Raw genomic sequence first — 15,523 nt, 5'->3', positions numbered from 1 at the left:
TGTAGCGAAGAATCTCGACGGACGCTCCGGCGTCCGGCGTTAGTTATGTGCGGCCCTGACATGGAACGCGCGGAATGTTACCATTTGCCCGCAATCGCGATGGCTGGAACAAAAATAACCCTCGAGCAGGTGCGCCACGTCGCGCGTCTGGCGCGCCTGAAATGGTCGCCGGAAGAGGAAGAGCGCCTGCGCGCCGACATGGACGAAATGCTTGCCTACGTTGATAAATTGAACGAACTCGACACCAAAGATGTCGCGCCGACCACGCAGGTCGGCGAGGCCGGCACGCCCATGCGCGACGACGAGGTGACCAACCGGCCCGACGCGGACGCGATGCTCGCGAACGCGCCTTCGCGCGAGCGCGGTTACTTCAAAGTGCCGAAAATAATCGAGTAGAAACTTAGCTGACAATCCCCTGCATGGCATCGGAACTGAACAAACTTACAATCGCCGACGCATCGTCGAAGCTCCGCGCGCGCGAAATCACCGCGACGCAGTTGACGCGCGATTGCCTCGACCGCATCGCCGCCGCCGAGCCCCGGCTCCACGCGTTCATCACGGTATGCGAGCAGGAGGCGCTCGAGCAGGCGCGCGCGGCCGACGCTCGCCTCGGCGCGGGCAACGCGCCGGCGATATGCGGGATTCCGCTCGGCATCAAGGATATTTACGCGACCAAAGGCATTCGCACGACCTGCGCGTCGCGAATCCTCGAGACGTTCGTGCCGCCGTTTGACGCGACCGTGATCGAGCGCCTGCGCGCCGACGGCGCGGTTTTCGTCGGCAAGACGAACATGGATGAATTCGCGATGGGCTCCTCGACCGAGAACTCCGCGTTCGGGCCGACGATGAATCCGCATGATACCGCGCGCGTCGCCGGCGGATCGTCGGGCGGATCCGCCGCCGCGGTCGCGGCGCACGAATGCCTGGGTGCGCTCGGCACCGACACCGGCGGATCGATTCGCGAGCCGGCGTCGTTCTGCGGCGTGGTCGGGATCAAGCCGACTTACAGCCGCGTCAGCCGCTACGGCGTGATCGCATACGCGTCGTCGCTCGATCAGGTCGGGCCGTTTGCGCGATCGGTGCGCGACGCCGCGATAATCCTCCGCACCCTGGCCGGCAAGGACGCTCGCGATTCGACTTGCTCGGCGCGTCCGGTGCCCGACTACGAACGCGCGCTGACGGGCAGCGTCAAGGGACTCCGAATCGGCGTGCCCCGGGAATATTTCGTCGAAGGGATGCAGCCCGAAGTCGAACAGTCGGTGCGCTCCGCGCTCAAGAGCTACGAATCTCTGGGCGCCTCGACCGTCGAAATCTCGCTGCCGCACACCGGCTACGCGATCGCGGCGTATTACCTGGTCGCGACCGCCGAGGCGAGCGCCAATCTCGCCCGCTACGACGGTATCCGCTTCGGCCTGCGCGTCAACGCCGAGGATAATATCGCGCTGTACGAAACCACGCGGGCGCACGGCTTCGGCGCCGAGGTCAAGCGCCGCATTATGCTCGGCACCTTCGCACTCTCGGCGGGCTACTACGACGCCTACTATCTGAAGGCGCAAAAGGTGCGCACGCTGATTCGCAACGACTTCGAGCGCGCGTTCGAGCAGTGCGATTTGATCGTCACGCCGGTTGCGCCGACCACCGCGTTCAAGATCGGCGAGAAGATGAACGATCCGCTGACGATGTACCTGTCGGACATCTTTACGATTTCGGTCAACCTGGCCGGTCTGCCGGGGATGTCGATTCCGTGCGGCCACGATTCGAATAATCTGCCGATTGGGATGCAATTGATCGCGCCGCCGTTCGCCGAGGAAACACTCCTGCGCGCGGGCGACGCCTTCGAGCGCACGGGAGCATTCAAGCCGCGCACCCCCGCGCTCTGACCGACATTTGCGGCAACCAATGAACAAGATAACAGCCGTTGTTCTAGCGTTTTGCTTGGCCTGCCTATCATCGTCATCCGGATGGGCCCAGACGGCTTCTCCGCCACCCGACTTGGGCTCGGCCGATTGGTCAGTCAACTCGCCGCATAGCTTGGCGAGCAATCCTCCGTCCGATGACGCGGTGCTGGCCTTTCTTCACGAGATCACCGACGGTGGCGAGCTTTTTCAACTCGGCATATGCTCGTCTCAGTTTGCTGACCTGCGCCACTCCGGCAATCTGTCATTAGTTGTTTCCTATTCAGACGGTAGGAACTGCCAGCTATCGGTAATTGACAAAACGCCGTCCGGGTTCGAGAGCTATGCTGCCCCTGCGCGTCCGGGTTCTTGGGAAGTCAGAGATTTGGCGGGAAACGGCCAGTTCCAGCTGGTAGTGGCCACGGAGTTCACTTCCTACTTGGGAGCCATGCACTGCGTAGCCATTTGGCCCGTAATCTATGCCTGGACCGGCAAGGGTTACACCGACGTGAGCAGCCAGTACACAAGCTATTACGAGCAGGAGCTGGCCGCGCTGAAGGAACAGATCGCCGCTCATTCTGAAGAGGCGCAAGCGCCGGCGGCTAGTCAAACGCCGGGGTCTGTGGCGCACAGGATTCCGGTTCTGATAACTCGAATGTCTACCACGGAGTCTTCGCCAGCTTCTTCGAACGGGGTTGGGGCCGCACAAGTCGTCCCCGCACCTCCGCCTTCTCCGTCGCCAGCGGCCTCACCAGCCGTCACACTCACCGGAAGCCTGGACTGCGCCAAGGCGGAAGCCGCGAAGATCGAACGCTTTCTAGGCATCGATAAGGATGCTGGGATGGCCGATGCGATAAAGTGGGCGGACAGCGACAACCCATACCAGCGAGAGTTTGCCGCCAGCGTGCTGGGAGATATAGGGACACCAGATGCAGTCGAACAGTTGCGGACCTTGAGCCGCGATCCGAATCGAGTTGTTGCAGCTGGCGCAAATGTCTATCTTGGATTCGCCGGGCGAGGGCCGCGTCTGAACATGATCGAGCGGGAGGAGGCTGAGCCGCCGCCTGCCGGCTCGCCGCCGAAGTAGTCTGGGTTCGCGCGGGGTCAGCGGCGGTATCGCAAGCACAGTCGCCTTCGCTATCCGCTGTGTGTTAGCGTCACACTCGCGCTCTGACGCGCGTTTGCGATGAAGGAAAGCACCTATGAACAGTTCTTTATGCCTGCAAAATCGCCTAGGGCACCGTACGGCATAATTGATTCTTGGCCTAACGAGAGCTTGCCGACCAAAAAACCTAAATCAGCCGCGGGATCGCACATCGGCCTAATGCAGGTTCCGGTCTCTCAACCAGATGCCTGGAATTGGCTGCAAAATACGCAGGACGGTGTTCAAGGCGTGTTTCAGAACGCATTGAACACGGCGGATGCCTTTGCTGTCGGTATGCAAACTAGTTACGCTCCAATGCCACCAGACCTGACTAGATGTCAGTTGGAAGAGATGGCGCTGGAATTATACGGTCCTCATCCAGGAAAAGTAGAATCTGCGCAATACTACGCCCCCCAATGCTCTGGGAAGGTGACGGATAAGACCACGTGCTCAGTACAGTGGCAATGGGAAATTAATACGGCCAAGAATTACTGCGGTGTCTGCTATGTAGCAGGCGTCCGTAATACTGCTCCGCCTGGCGGGTCCACCTCTACGTGCACTGGAACGCCACCATCACCAGATCCTCCCATTAACCTTAAACAATGCCAGAAGAAGAAATGCTAGCAATAATGAAACACTCCATGAACAAGATAGCAGCCGTTGTTGTCGCGTTTTGCTCGGCGTGCCTACTATCCTTAGCCGGATGGGCCCAAACCTCGGCTGCTAAGCCTAACCTGGCGACGGCCGATTGGTCGGTTAAAAGCGCTCACAATCTGGCGTCGAATTCACCCCCGGCAGATGCTGTATGGGCATTCGTGAGCGGCCCGTTTCGCAATGGCTTCGGCCACGTATGCGACTTTCGCTTCGCGGATTTGCGCCACTCCGGCAACCTTTCCTTAGTTGTTGTGATCGATGTTGGCGCTACGGCAGGGTGCGAGGGGACCGAAATTTTCGATAAGACGTCATCCGGTTTCGAACATTACTCAACCTTCGCCAATTCAACGGAAAATCTTCGCGACAGCATCCAGGATATCAAGCACGACGGCAATCTCGAGCTGGTCCTATATGGTCCGCTGGCGCCCTCTGAAAGCCGGCGCCTTGGATGCGACGCCGAATGGCCTATGATCTTCGCCTGGAGGGGCGGCGGCTATACCGAGGTAAGCAGCCAGTACAAAGGATATTACGAGCAGCATCTCAAGTCTCTGAAAAAGCAGATCGCCGCTAGTTCCTCCGGCGCTGAAGAGGCGCAAGCGCCGGCGGCTGGCCAGACGCCAGCGCCTCAGCCGGCGATGGTTCCGGTTCCCCCGGCTGGGTCTTTCGCCAATTCTTCGAACGATCATTCGATGGGGGGAGGGGCATTGTTTCCCGCTCCCGCCGCATCTTCATCGCCAGCCGCAGCCCCTGCCCCCACACCTGATTCGGATTATGACTGTGAGCGAGTGGAAGCCGCAAAAACCGAAGCGTTTCTTGGCATACACTCAGACGCCACCATGAGCGACGCCATCAAGGCTTCAGAGAACAGCGATCCCAACGAGCGGGTGAGGGCAGCGGTCATTCTCTCCTATATAGGCACGCCCGAGGCGATGGCGGATCTCAAGGATCTCGCCGCCGATTCGGATCCGGTCGTGGCGAAACTTGCAAAAGCGCGGCTTTCGTATGGGCAGGAACCCGATGAGTATTATCGTCAAGTAAACGAGGAGCCAGTCGAGCTAAATCGTCCACCGATAAAACATCGGACCTCGGCGGGATCGTAGAGACAGTCGCCTTCGCTATCCGCTGTGTGTTAGCGTCACACGCGCGCTCTGACGGATAATTGCGATGAATCGGGAAGCATACGAGGCGGTGATCGGACTCGAAGTCCACACCCATCTTCTCACCCGCTCGAAACTGTTCTGCGGATGCTCGACGACTTTCGGCGCGGGACCCAATGAAAACGTCTGCCCGGTGTGCATGGGGATGCCCGGCGTGCTGCCGGTCCTCAACCGCCGCGTGGTGGAGCTCGCGATTCGAACCGGGCTGGCGGCGCATTGCGCGATCGCGCCCTATTCTATTTTCGATCGAAAGAGCTACTTCTATCCCGATCTGCCCAAGGGCTACCAGATTAGTCAGTACGAAACTCCCATCTGCAAAGGTGGCTATATCGATTTGCCGCCGGCTGACAATGGCGAGCCGCGCCGAATCGGGCTCACCCGAATTCATATCGAGGAAGATGCGGGCAAGAACATCCACGGCGAAAACGCCAGCCTGGTCGATTTCAATCGCTCGGGGGTGCCGCTGATCGAGATCGTCAGCGAGCCCGACCTGCGCTCGGCCGAGGACGCAGGCGCGTACTTGCGCCAACTGCGCGCGATACTTCGATACGTCGATGCGTCCGACGGTAAGATGGAGGAAGGCAGCTTCCGCTGCGATTGCAACGTGTCGATCCGCAAGCGCGGCGCGAAGGAGTATGGCATCAGAACTGAGATTAAGAATCTCAACTCCTTCCGCTTCGTCGAAGACGCAATTGACTATGAGGTCGGACGCCAAATAGCTATTGTCGAATCGGGCGGCAAAATCGCGCAGGAGACTCATCTGTGGGATCCCGCGCGCAAGGAAACGCGCCCGATGCGCTCGAAAGAGTATGCGAATGACTATCGCTATTTCCCCGAGCCGGACCTGCCGCCGCTGATTGTTCCGGCCGAAATGGTGGAAAAGGTGCGCGTTTCGATGCCCGAACTGCCGGCTGACCGGAAGGCGCGCTACGTGCGCGAACTGGGCCTGACGGAATACGAGGCGGGCGTGCTGATCGCCGACCGCGACGTCGCCGACTACTTCGAAGCAACGCTGCCCGGACTCAAGAATCGCAAGAGCGCGGCGAACTGGGTGATGAGCGAAGTGCTGCGCGTCGCGCGCGACTCAGGCAAGTCGTTCGTCGAAGCGGCGCCGCCGGCGCGCGAGGTCGGCGCGCTGCTGCGGATGGTCGAAGAGCAGAAGATAAGCCTGAATGCCGCGAAGACCGCGTTTGCCGCGATGGTGAAATCCGGGGAAGGGGCGGAGGCGACAATCGCCGAGCTGGGACTCGCGCAAGTATCGGATGAGAGCGCGATCGCGGCGGCCTGCGACAAGGTGCTGGCGGCGGAGCCGGAAAAAGTCGCCGAGTATCGCGCGGGACGCGACAAGCTGTTCGGATTTTTCGTCGGCGCGGTGATGAAGGCGATGGGCGGGAAGGCAAATCCGAAAGTGATCAACGATATCCTGCGCGCAAGGCTCGCCGGGTGACGATCGCAGACTACTTCGGCAAATATACTTTGTACTTCACGCCGACGGGGCTCGGCTCGCCGACGCCGATCGCCTGCACGGCGTTAAGCCAGGCGTATTTGCCATTGGTCGAGGCGGCAAAGGTCGCTGCAGTAACCAACGCAGTCGGGCCACCGACATCCAACTGCGCGCGTCCGCTGTAGGTCATATAGATATTTTCACGGTCGTGCGTCCTCAGCACCAGGCGCACGTCGATGACACCGATGCCGTCGGGGCGCATCAGGAACCAATCGGCGCCGCTGGCAAGCACCTTGCCATTGAAGCGCGGGCCTTCGAATCTGCCACCGCTCACGTGAATGACTACGCGCGTTCCCTCAGGCGTATCCGGAATTACTATTGGCGGCGGCGCAAGCTCGATTTCAATCTCGCAGAGCAGTTCGAATTCCATGTTAAGTCCCCCGTCGATCGTTGGAGTGTCGAATTCGAGGCTTATCCCTTGGGGAGACCGAGCGTGCGCTCGCCGATAATGTTGCGCTGGATTTCGCTGGTGCCGCCGGCGATGGTGTATTGGCGCGAGCTGAGCACGCGGTTGAGCCATCGCGGAGAATCGGCGACGACGCCGGTGGGCTCGCCGACCAGGCCGTAGGCGCCGAGCAGCTCGGTCGAGAAGCGCGCGATGCGCACGCCAAGTTCGGAGCCGAACAATTTGAGCATCGAGCCCTCGGGTCCCGGCGGCAATCCGCGCAGCAGGCGCGTGAGCGAGCGCAGGCGCGTGTAGCGCGCGGCCTCGCATTCGATGATGAATTGCGCAAGCTGCTGGCGCACCCATTCCTGTTCCCACGCGGGCTTGCCGCCGATGCACACGATCTTCGCGAGTTCCGCGAGCCGACGGACCTGGGAGCCGTGTCCGCCACCGCCGGCGGATGCGCGCTCGTAGCTGAGCGTCGTCATCGCGACTTTCCATCCTTCGTTGAGCGGGCCGACCAGGTTTTCCTTCGGCACCTGCGTGTTGTCGAAGAAAACTTCGTTGAAATGCGAGTGCCCGTTCATCAGGACCAGCGGCCGCACGCTGATGCCCGGGCTTTTCATGTCGAGCAGCAAGTAGCTGATGCCGCGATGCTTGGGCGCGTCGGGGTCGGTGCGCGCGAGCATGAACATCCAGTCCGCGTATTGCGCGGCCGAGGTCCAGACTTTCTGGCCGTTGACGAGAAAGTAGTCGCCCCTGTCGGCGGCGCGGGTGGATAGGCCGGCGAGATCGGAACCGGCGCCCGGCTCCGAGTAGCCCTGGCACCAGATGTCGTCGGCGCCGAGGATTCGCGGGATGAAGCGTTTCTTCTGCGCCTCGGTCCCCCAATTCATCAGCGTGGGACCGCACAGTCCCAGCCCGAAATATCCGGGCAGCACGGGCGCGCGGGCGCGGGAATATTCCTCGTCCCAAATGACCTGCTCGATCAGGCTGGCGGCGTGCCCGCCGTACTCTTTGGGCCACGAGAGGCCGGCGTATCCGGCGCTGTGGAGCTTCGCCTGCCACGCGCGGCGGCGTTCGAAGATCTCGCGATTGGGCGCGACCCGTTCATCCTGGGCGTCGTCAACGCACAGGTCCTTGGGCAGATTCGCCTCGAGCCAGGCGCGGACCTTGTGGCGGAACGATTCCTGTTCAGGACTAAATTGAAAATCCATTTACCCAACCCCCTAAGCCCTTCCCATGTGGGGCACCGGAGCAAACGCGTCGCGATGAATACGCAGCCAGCTCACCTCTAACGCATTTTCTTGAACGCTGCACTCGATGGCGGTGGTTATATACAGTCAAGTTCACGGGAGGAACGGCGCATGAGCTCGGCGGCGGCGTGGCGCGGGCGGATTCGCGCCAGCGCCGGGGTCGGGGCAAGCCTTGCGCCAGAAGGAGTTGCGGCATTCGACGACGAGCTGCGCGCGATGCTGGCGGAGCGCTATCCCGACGATCCGATGCGCGTGATGCATCGCGTGTTCGCGGCTATTGGCGTCGCACCGATGATTGCATCGACAATTTTTCGCGCGACGTGATCGCGCGGATGTGAGTGAGCATCGCAGGCAGTCAGGTGGCGGCGACTTCGGCCAGTGCGATCGAGCCGGCCGCGATCGCGGGAACGTAGTAGGCCTCGGGCGAGCCCCACACGGTGGCCGGATGCGGCCGCATACTGACCGCGAGTGGATGCTCGAACACCTCGGCGATGTTCGCGTTGATGCGCAGACAGTTGGGGGCGAGCGGCTCGGCGATTTCGCCGTCGCGAACAATGTAGGAGTCGCCGCTGACGGTGCAGGTGAAGTCGCCGGCGCGCTGGCCGTTGATTGGATAGGTGTACCAGATGCGTCCGACGTAAATTCCGTCGCCGACGGCGCGCACGAGTTCACGATCCGTGACTCCGCCGCGCGCGCGCATCACGACGTTGGTGCCCGCCGCGCCGGGACTTGCGTCGAAGCGCCGGCCGCCGCCTTCGCCGAGCCGGTAACCGCTCAGCGCAGCGAAGTCGAGTCTCGCGGGCGCCCCTGCGCCGAGCTTTTCGGCGCGATGCTCGTCGGTGAGCAGGCGGTGAGTATCGTAGAAGTTCGAGAGCAGGCCGACGAGCCTGCCGTCGCGGATCAATTCGACACGGCCCGTGGGTATTCCTTCGCAGGTGATTCGGCGGCGAATCGCGCCGGCGCTAAAGGCCGGGTCGTCGGCAACGCTCAAGCGTGAATCCATCACGGGCGCGCCAAATTTTCCGTGATAGGCGGAACTGGCGGCGTGAAATGCACCGGTGGTGAGCGAGCCCATCACCATGTAGTTGAGAATCTCGGCGACCGGCTGCGGTCCAAGCACGACGCGAAATTTTCCCGACGCGGGCCGAACGCCGTGGGAGAGGGCAAGCGCGCGGCGGACGGCGTCGCGGCCCAGCACGCGGGCGGCGCGGCGCATCGCAGCGGCGCAATCGCCGAGCGCGCCGGCGGTACCCTTGGCGTCGAGCGATTCGATTATCGACGTGACCGAGGCGTTGAAATGCGCGCTCTCGTCGAGCCGGACTTCAGCGAAATTCGAATTGAAGATCGCGATTCGATCGCGAATCACGGATATGTCGCCGCCGATGATGAGACCGGGGTGCTCGATTCGAGACGCGCCAAAGCGATCGTTCGCGGACCGCTTCGCGAATGCAGCCAGCGCGCCGTCCAGCACCTCCCACGCGGCAGCAGCGATCGCGCCGTCCCCCACTCTCACCAAATCGCTTTTTTCGGACAACCCGGGCTTGCGGCCGAGCGCGCCGGACGGGAAGCCGGGGAAATGCGGATCGATGACGGCGGCGCTGCGTGCGCGGCGGAGCGCGTCGCGGACCGAGTCGGAGCTGAAATCGCCGGCTTCAAATGCCGCGCCGACTTCGTGCGGATCACGGCGCATCGCGATCCGCAACTGGAATCCGTCGGCATGAAGCGACTTGAACTCCTCGAGGCCGCGGCTCGGGATGTCGGAGGTGTAGTTGAGGCGGGCGATTCGATGCTCGGCGCTGGCGCAATAGATCTCGTAGCTAGCGAGGTCCTTCTCGCGCGCGAGAATCCGCGCAGCTTCGCGGGTGAAGGACTTGAGCTCGGCGAGCGTGCGCATCAGTTGCCCGCCAGCCGTGCGCGCGAGCGCAGCGTCGGCCCGCCGTTGGACATGCGCTTGACCTGCATCGGCTGTCCCTTGCCGCAGTTGGGGATCGCGATGAGCCGCAGATCGTTGCCGACCGCGTCCACCCTGGTGAAGAAGCTTTTCGAGTCGGCGATCACGCTGCCGGAGCGATAGAGGCGCCCGATTCGCCCGTGATCGATTTCATAAATGCGGCGTGCGGAGATTCGGAAGTTCTCGCGCGATTCGGAGATCGAGGGAATCTGATGGCCGCAGACGTAGTAGCCGTGCTCGACCTCGGCGATGATTTTTTCGGGTGGCGTTTCCCCGGGAAGGAAGAAGGTGTTGGACATTCTGATCAGCGGCACGTGCCATCCTTCGCTCGCACGCGCCGCGCCGTTGGGCTCCGCGCCAAGCACGGCGGCGGTCGCGCGCGAATTGAGAAAGCCGCTGAAGATGCCGCGATCGATGTGCATCACGCGCCGCCCGCGCGTGCCTTCGTGGTCGTAGCGGTAGTGGCCGTAACCGTCGAGGCTCGGATCGGAGCAGGCGGAGAGCAGTGGCGATGCGACGGCCTTGCCCAACTGGTTGTCGGCGAGCGAGCGCAGGAACCAGCTGCGCCCGGCGTAAGCGGCTTCCATCTTAAGCGCGCGATCGGCTTCGCATGGATGGCCGATGACCTCGTGCGAGACGAGCGCGTTGAAATGCGGGTCGGTAACGACCACGACTTCGCCATCGGGAGGCTTCAGGATCGGTGCGGCGGCAAGCTCGCGCGCTTCGGAGGCAAGGTTGACGCAAAACCGCGCGAGGTCCGGATTCGGCATCAACTCGCCGCGCCATCCCTCGCTTAAGCACTCGAGCCCGCGCTGCTGGCCGATCGAGTCGTAGCTTTCCTGGTGGCCGCCGCCGATTTGGGCGACGACGTAGCAGTCGCCCTGCGAAAACGCGTACGCCTGGGACACGACGGTGCCGGCGGTATCGATGAATATTTCGCGGCGCAACTCGGTCATCGCGGCGACGACCTGGTAGGCGATCGCGTCGCCAAGTGCGGCGACTTCGCGCGATGCGTCCAGCGAAATTTTCTTGAGCGCGTCGGTCGAGAGCAAGCGCGGATCCTGGCGAAAGCTCGCGTCGATGTCGTCGCGAACTTTTTCGCGGGGTGGAATTTGCGCAACGAGGAGGCCCTTCGCCGCGTCGCCGCAATGTGCGATGAGATCGGCTTTTTGGCGGGCGCTGAAGCGCGCGCGATCGAAGGCCTCGCCCAGCCCGCGCCGGAGTTCGGCGACAAGTTTGGCCGGCCGGCGCGCCAGCGCGCCAATCTCGGCACCGGTCTGACCGTGACCGACAGGGCCCGCCCCGTCGGCGACATGAACCGAGACTGCGTACGCAGCGCTCTCGCTCTCAGAGCCGTCGCGGGGTTCACCGCCCACAGCAGCGCCGGCGCGATTGAAGACGACTTCGAGGCGCAGATCGGCGTACGCGACGCCGCGCTTTGAGCGTGCGAAGCGCGCGAGGATGCTCTCGCCCTCGCGGCGCAGGTATTCGATCGCTTCGAACAAATCGCCGCGCCCGATCAAGGCAGCCGCAGCCTCAGATGATGCCTTCGCGCTTGAGGTCTTCGAGCTGGCCGGCGCCGAGTCCGAGCAAATCGCCATAGACGTCGGCGTTGTGCTGACCCAGCAGGGGCGCGGCTGTCACTTCGACGGGTGAATCTTCGAGGCGCACCGGGCATCCCGGCATCGTGAAGTCGCCGCGCACGGGATGCTTGATCGTGACGATCATGCCGCGCTGCTTGAGATGGGGATCGTTGAGCAACTCGACGCTGTCGAGCACGGCGCCGCATGGGACGCCAGCCTCGCCGAGGATGCGCATCACCTCGAACTTGGTGTGACGGCCGGTCCACTCGTTAATCATCTCGGCCAGCGTGTCGACGTTTTTGGCGCGGTTTCGTCCCGCGAAACGCTCGTCGCTCGCGACTTCCGGGCGGCCGATCACCTTCAACAGGCTCTCGAACATCTCGGGCGACGTGCACAGGATGTAGCAATAGTCGTTGTCGCCGCCGGGCGCGCATTTATAGATGTCGCCGGGACCACCGCCGCCAATGCGGTTGCCGACGCGCGGCGCGGGTTTGTGGGTGACGTAGGTACCCATCATGGGAACGCGCACGAAGTTCAGCACCGCGTCCTGCATCGAGACTTCGACTTTCTGTCCCTTGCCGGTGCGTTCGCGCTGGATGTACGCGGCAAGCACGCCGATGGCCGCATGCATGCCGGTGCCGGTGTCGCCGATGGTGGGTCCGGGCTTGAGCGGGGGCGAACCGGGAAAGCCGGTAAGCGCCATCGCGCCGCCGGCAGCCTGCGCAATCATGTCGAAGCTTTTGTACTTGCTGTAAGGGCCGTGCGTGCCAAAGCCCTTGATGGTCAGGTAGATGAGGCGCGGATTTATTTCGCGCAGGCGATCGTAGCCAAGGCCGAGGCCTTCGAGCGTGCCCAGCGAAAAATTTTCGGCCAGCATATCGACTTGCTTGACCAGGTCGATGAACATCGCGCGGCCCTTCTCGCTCTTGAGGTTGAGCGTGATGCCGCGTTTGTTGGCGTTGAGCAGGATGAAGTAGTACGAATCGACCCCCGGCTTTTCGGTGAGCAGCCAGCGGCCCTGCTCGCCCATCTTTGGCGACTCGACTTTGATCACGTCCGCACCGAGCCACGCGAGCATCTCGGTGCACGAGGTGCCGGCCTCGAATTGCGTCAGGTCCAGAACTTTGACCCCGGTCAGCGCCTTTTCCATTACCGCCCTCCTGCCGCGCGCACGCCCGGCGACGACGAGGATCGTCCAAGCCGCGCGCCGTTACCTGATCTAGCGCCAGCAGCGGCGCCGCGGCAAGCTTGGGCAGGGGTGACCCCTGCACCCACCGTTAAGGCCGCGCTCCGTTGTCGCGCGCGGCGACTGCAAACGGCTTAATACCGCGGTGCCGTCGCCACGGCCGCGGGTGGGGTTAAATCTTCGGCTCCGGTCTGGTAGAAGTCATGATCAGCGATCGAAGCGTCGGCTCGCACGCAATGGCAGACACCGCACTATCGAAGCTCGCGCGAATCCGCGAGGAACTGAACCGGATGTTCCTCGAACGAATCGATTTGATCGACGGCGCAATCGTCGCGATGCTGTCGGCGAATCACGTTCTGATAATCGGGCCGCCGGGAACGGCGAAATCGATGCTGGCCGACGAACTGTGCCGGCGAATCGAAGGGGCGAACTATTTTCAGTGGCTGCTGACGAAGTTCAGCACGCCGGAGGAAATTTTCGGCGCCGTGAGTTTGAAGGGACTCGAAGAAGACGATTACCGCCGCGTCACCACGCACAAACTGCCCGAGGCGCACATCGCGTTCCTCGACGAAATCTTCAAAGCCAACTCCTCGATCCTCAACGCACTGTTGACGATCATCAACGAGCGTATTTTCCACAACGGGCGCGAGCGCGTCGCGGTGCCGCTGATTACGATGTTCGGCGCGTCGAACGAACTGCCCGACGAGGACGAACTGACCGCGCTTTACGATCGCTTCATGCTGCGCTTCATGGCCGATTACATCACCGAGGAGCACGGCTTCATCCGCATGATGGCGGGCGGTCCGCAGCCGGCGCGGACGACGCTTAAATTTGCGGAGCTCGACGAGCTGCGCGCGGCGGCGGCGGCGGTCAAGGTGCCGGGCGCGATCCTCGAGGCGATTGCGCAAATCAGGCGCGAACTCGCGCGCGAGCAAATCGTCGTTTCGGACCGGCGCTGGAAAAACTCGCTCGGCATTTTGCGCGCGCACGCAATCGTCGCCGGACGCACCGCGGTGGTTGAAGACGATCTTATGTTCCTCGCGCACGTCCTGTGGAAAGACCCCGAAGAGCGGCCCAAGGTGGCCGAGACGCTGCGCCGAATCGTCAGGGGATACGAAGACAAGCTGCAGGAACTGGTGTTCGAGAGCCGCGAGCTGCGCGAATACGCCGACGGCGCGTGGGAGAGCGAGGAGCTGCGGCGGCGCGCGCTGACCGAGGCGAATGCGAAACTCGCCAGCATCGCGGCGCGTTTCGACGTGCTGCTGAAGGAGGCGTCGGACTCCGGCCGGGCGGTCGCCAACGCGGAGCGGATGCGCCTCGAGGTCAAGGACATTCAGCAAGCCGTGTTCCGCAGAAGCGTCGGCGATTAGAAATTCATGCCGGTCGAAGAATCAACGCCGGCGATCGTGCTTCGCGCGCGCGACTACGCCGAGTCGGATCGAATCGTCACGCTGCTGACGCTGCACGCCGGCAAGCTCAGCGGCATCGCGAAGGGCGCCAAGGCGTCGCGGCATCGCTTCGAGCGCAAGCTCGAACCATTTACGCACGTCGTCCTGCACTACCGCCGGCGGCCACACGGGCAGTTGGTGTTTATCACGCGCGCCGAAGCGGCCGACCTGCCTCAACACGTGCTCGACGACGACCTCGCCAAGATCGCGCTGGGCAGCTACATGCTCGACCTCACCGACGCGCTGACGACCGAGGAGGGCGAAGCGGCGGATGCGTATCGGGTGTTGTCGGAAGGACTCGGCGCGCTGAGCCACCGGTTTGCAGACGCGGCGCTGCGCCAGGCTTTCGAGCTGCGGCTGCTGGGATGGGCCGGCTTCGGACTCGAGTTTACGCGCTGCCGCATATGCGCGAGCGCCAACGGCGTCAACGGCGCGGCGGTTTATTTCGTGGTGTCGCGCGGCGGGGTCGTGTGCGCAAAATGCCGGCCTTCGGTGGCGGAGGGCGCGATCAAGCTGTCGAGCGGCGCCGCCGCAATTCTCGCGCGCCTGGGGACGGCGCCGATGGACGATTCGCCCGGCTCGGAGGCGGCGGGACCGGACGGTGCGCTCGCGCTGGCGCGGTTCATCGGATCGATCGTGGATCGGCGGCTGCGCAGCCAGGAATTTCTCGATTCAGTTTTGTCGGGCGCGGGCAAAGAGTGAAAAACTGAAATTATCCGCCGGTTTCGCGCGCCGGAGATTCTCCGTACACCACTTCGGGATCGCGGTAGCGGCCGCTTTCATGCTCGATCACAACGATACCGCAGTTGGGCGGCACGTGAGCGTTTTCCCACTTGCCGGTCACGTGCGCCCACACCGATCGCATCACGCCGCCATGACTGACGATTACGATCTCCTCGCTGGGATATTGCCGGGCTACGCGATCGAGAACCGGAGCGACGCGCCTGAGCACGTCTTCATGACTCTCGCCGCCCGGCGCGCGCCACACCCATGAGCGCTTCGGATCGAAGCTGGGATCGTTGGCGACCGACTCGTACGGCTGTCCGGCGAGCTCGCCAAGACTCTGCTCGCGGAACTCCGCCTCGTATTCGATCGGGATGCGCAGTTCCCCGGCGATGATGAGGCCGGTCTCGCGGGCGCGCGCGAACGTGCTCGCAATCACCAGCGTCGGCTGAAACTTCAGCTTGATTCTGAGCGCGGCCTCGCGCGCCTGGCGGCGGCCAAGCTCGGTGATTTTCGTGTCGGCGGAGGTGGTGAAGCGCCGAATCGCGTTGCCTTCGCTCTCGCCATGACGAACCATTATCAGCTTGCCCATAGGGTCGAAAGTCTCTCCGAAAATTCAGTTTGGCGCCAACGAAAC

General features: G+C 62.9%; 15 protein-coding genes. 9 read left to right on the top strand and 6 right to left on the bottom strand.

What is annotated here, in order from left to right; all coding sequences use genetic code 11:
- Window positions 1–99 precede the first annotated feature (99 nt).
- The 6 genes from gatC to gatB all read left to right on the top strand — a co-directional run bounded on the left by gatC (window position 100) and on the right by gatB (window position 6,297).
- Window positions 100–396: an Asp-tRNA(Asn)/Glu-tRNA(Gln) amidotransferase subunit GatC gene (gatC, locus tag VIO10_RS01885; protein WP_331958465.1), complete on the top strand. Its 297-nt coding sequence runs from the start codon at window positions 100–102 to the stop codon at window positions 394–396.
- A gap of 23 nt (window positions 397–419) precedes the next feature.
- A complete protein-coding gene (gene gatA / locus VIO10_RS01880) occupies window positions 420–1,880 on the top strand; it encodes an Asp-tRNA(Asn)/Glu-tRNA(Gln) amidotransferase subunit GatA (RefSeq protein WP_331958462.1) in 1,461 nt (486 codons plus the stop codon).
- A gap of 151 nt (window positions 1,881–2,031) precedes the next feature.
- Entirely contained in the window at window positions 2,032–2,982 is a 951-nt protein-coding gene (locus tag VIO10_RS01875) for a HEAT repeat domain-containing protein (RefSeq protein ID WP_331958459.1), read from the top strand.
- A gap of 99 nt (window positions 2,983–3,081) precedes the next feature.
- A complete protein-coding gene (locus VIO10_RS01870) occupies window positions 3,082–3,663 on the top strand; it encodes a hypothetical protein (protein WP_331958456.1) in 582 nt (193 codons plus the stop codon).
- Window positions 3,642–4,793, top strand: a complete 1,152-nt coding sequence (locus tag VIO10_RS01865) for a HEAT repeat domain-containing protein (protein ID WP_331958453.1) — start codon at window positions 3,642–3,644, stop codon at window positions 4,791–4,793. Before VIO10_RS01870 ends, VIO10_RS01865 begins: the two co-directional genes overlap by 22 nt.
- 64 nt (window positions 4,794–4,857) lie before the next feature.
- Window positions 4,858–6,297 (top strand): Asp-tRNA(Asn)/Glu-tRNA(Gln) amidotransferase subunit GatB, encoded by a 1,440-nt coding sequence (gatB, locus tag VIO10_RS01860; protein WP_331958450.1) that lies wholly within the window; start codon window positions 4,858–4,860, stop codon window positions 6,295–6,297.
- A 10-nt stretch (window positions 6,298–6,307) separates the two neighbouring features.
- Here gatB and VIO10_RS01855 read toward each other — a convergent pair whose 3' ends face one another.
- The gene (locus tag VIO10_RS01855; RefSeq protein WP_331958447.1) at window positions 6,308–6,724 is read right to left on the bottom strand and encodes a DUF3237 domain-containing protein; all 417 of its coding nucleotides are present in this window, start codon (window positions 6,722–6,724) and stop codon (window positions 6,308–6,310) included.
- Between the two features lie 41 nt (window positions 6,725–6,765).
- A complete protein-coding gene (locus VIO10_RS01850) occupies window positions 6,766–7,956 on the bottom strand; it encodes an acyl-CoA dehydrogenase family protein (RefSeq protein WP_331958444.1) in 1,191 nt (396 codons plus the stop codon).
- 150 nt (window positions 7,957–8,106) lie between these two features.
- Between VIO10_RS01850 and VIO10_RS01845 the strand changes: the two genes are divergently transcribed.
- Window positions 8,107–8,319: a hypothetical protein gene (locus tag VIO10_RS01845; protein WP_331958441.1), complete on the top strand. Its 213-nt coding sequence runs from the start codon at window positions 8,107–8,109 to the stop codon at window positions 8,317–8,319.
- A 31-nt stretch (window positions 8,320–8,350) separates the two neighbouring features.
- On the opposite strand, the gene VIO10_RS01840 is transcribed toward VIO10_RS01845, so the two are convergent.
- From VIO10_RS01840 to VIO10_RS01830, 3 genes are read right to left on the bottom strand one after another with little or no spacing between them, the layout of a single operon-like run.
- Window positions 8,351–9,889, bottom strand: coding sequence for a metallopeptidase TldD-related protein (locus VIO10_RS01840; protein ID WP_331958438.1), 1,539 nt, complete (start codon window positions 9,887–9,889; stop codon window positions 8,351–8,353).
- Window positions 9,889–11,469 carry a TldD/PmbA family protein gene (locus VIO10_RS01835; RefSeq protein ID WP_331958435.1) on the bottom strand — a complete coding sequence of 527 codons (1,581 nt, stop codon included), beginning with the start codon at window positions 11,467–11,469 and terminating at the stop codon, window positions 9,889–9,891. The genes VIO10_RS01840 and VIO10_RS01835 overlap by 1 nt, the downstream gene beginning before the upstream one ends.
- Before the next feature lie 13 nt (window positions 11,470–11,482).
- Window positions 11,483–12,679, bottom strand: a complete 1,197-nt coding sequence (locus tag VIO10_RS01830) for a CaiB/BaiF CoA transferase family protein (RefSeq protein ID WP_331958432.1) — start codon at window positions 12,677–12,679, stop codon at window positions 11,483–11,485.
- A gap of 272 nt (window positions 12,680–12,951) precedes the next feature.
- On the opposite strand from VIO10_RS01830, the gene VIO10_RS01825 reads away from it, so the two are divergent.
- Window positions 12,952–14,085: an AAA family ATPase gene (locus VIO10_RS01825; RefSeq protein WP_331958429.1), complete on the top strand. Its 1,134-nt coding sequence runs from the start codon at window positions 12,952–12,954 to the stop codon at window positions 14,083–14,085.
- A gap of 6 nt (window positions 14,086–14,091) precedes the next feature.
- Window positions 14,092–14,865 carry a DNA repair protein RecO gene (recO, locus tag VIO10_RS01820; RefSeq protein WP_331958426.1) on the top strand — a complete coding sequence of 258 codons (774 nt, stop codon included), beginning with the start codon at window positions 14,092–14,094 and terminating at the stop codon, window positions 14,863–14,865.
- A gap of 10 nt (window positions 14,866–14,875) precedes the next feature.
- On the opposite strand, the gene VIO10_RS01815 is transcribed toward recO, so the two are convergent.
- The gene (locus VIO10_RS01815; protein ID WP_331958424.1) at window positions 14,876–15,478 is read right to left on the bottom strand and encodes a histidine phosphatase family protein; all 603 of its coding nucleotides are present in this window, start codon (window positions 15,476–15,478) and stop codon (window positions 14,876–14,878) included.
- Between the last annotated feature and the right edge of the window lie 45 nt (window positions 15,479–15,523).

The sequence above is a fragment of the Candidatus Binatus sp. genome (assembly GCF_036567905.1).
In the GTDB taxonomy this organism is placed as follows: Bacteria; Desulfobacterota; Binatia; order Binatales; family Binataceae; genus Binatus.
Note: the sequence above shows the minus strand (reverse complement) of the source record. Positions and strands in the feature narration are given on the sequence as shown.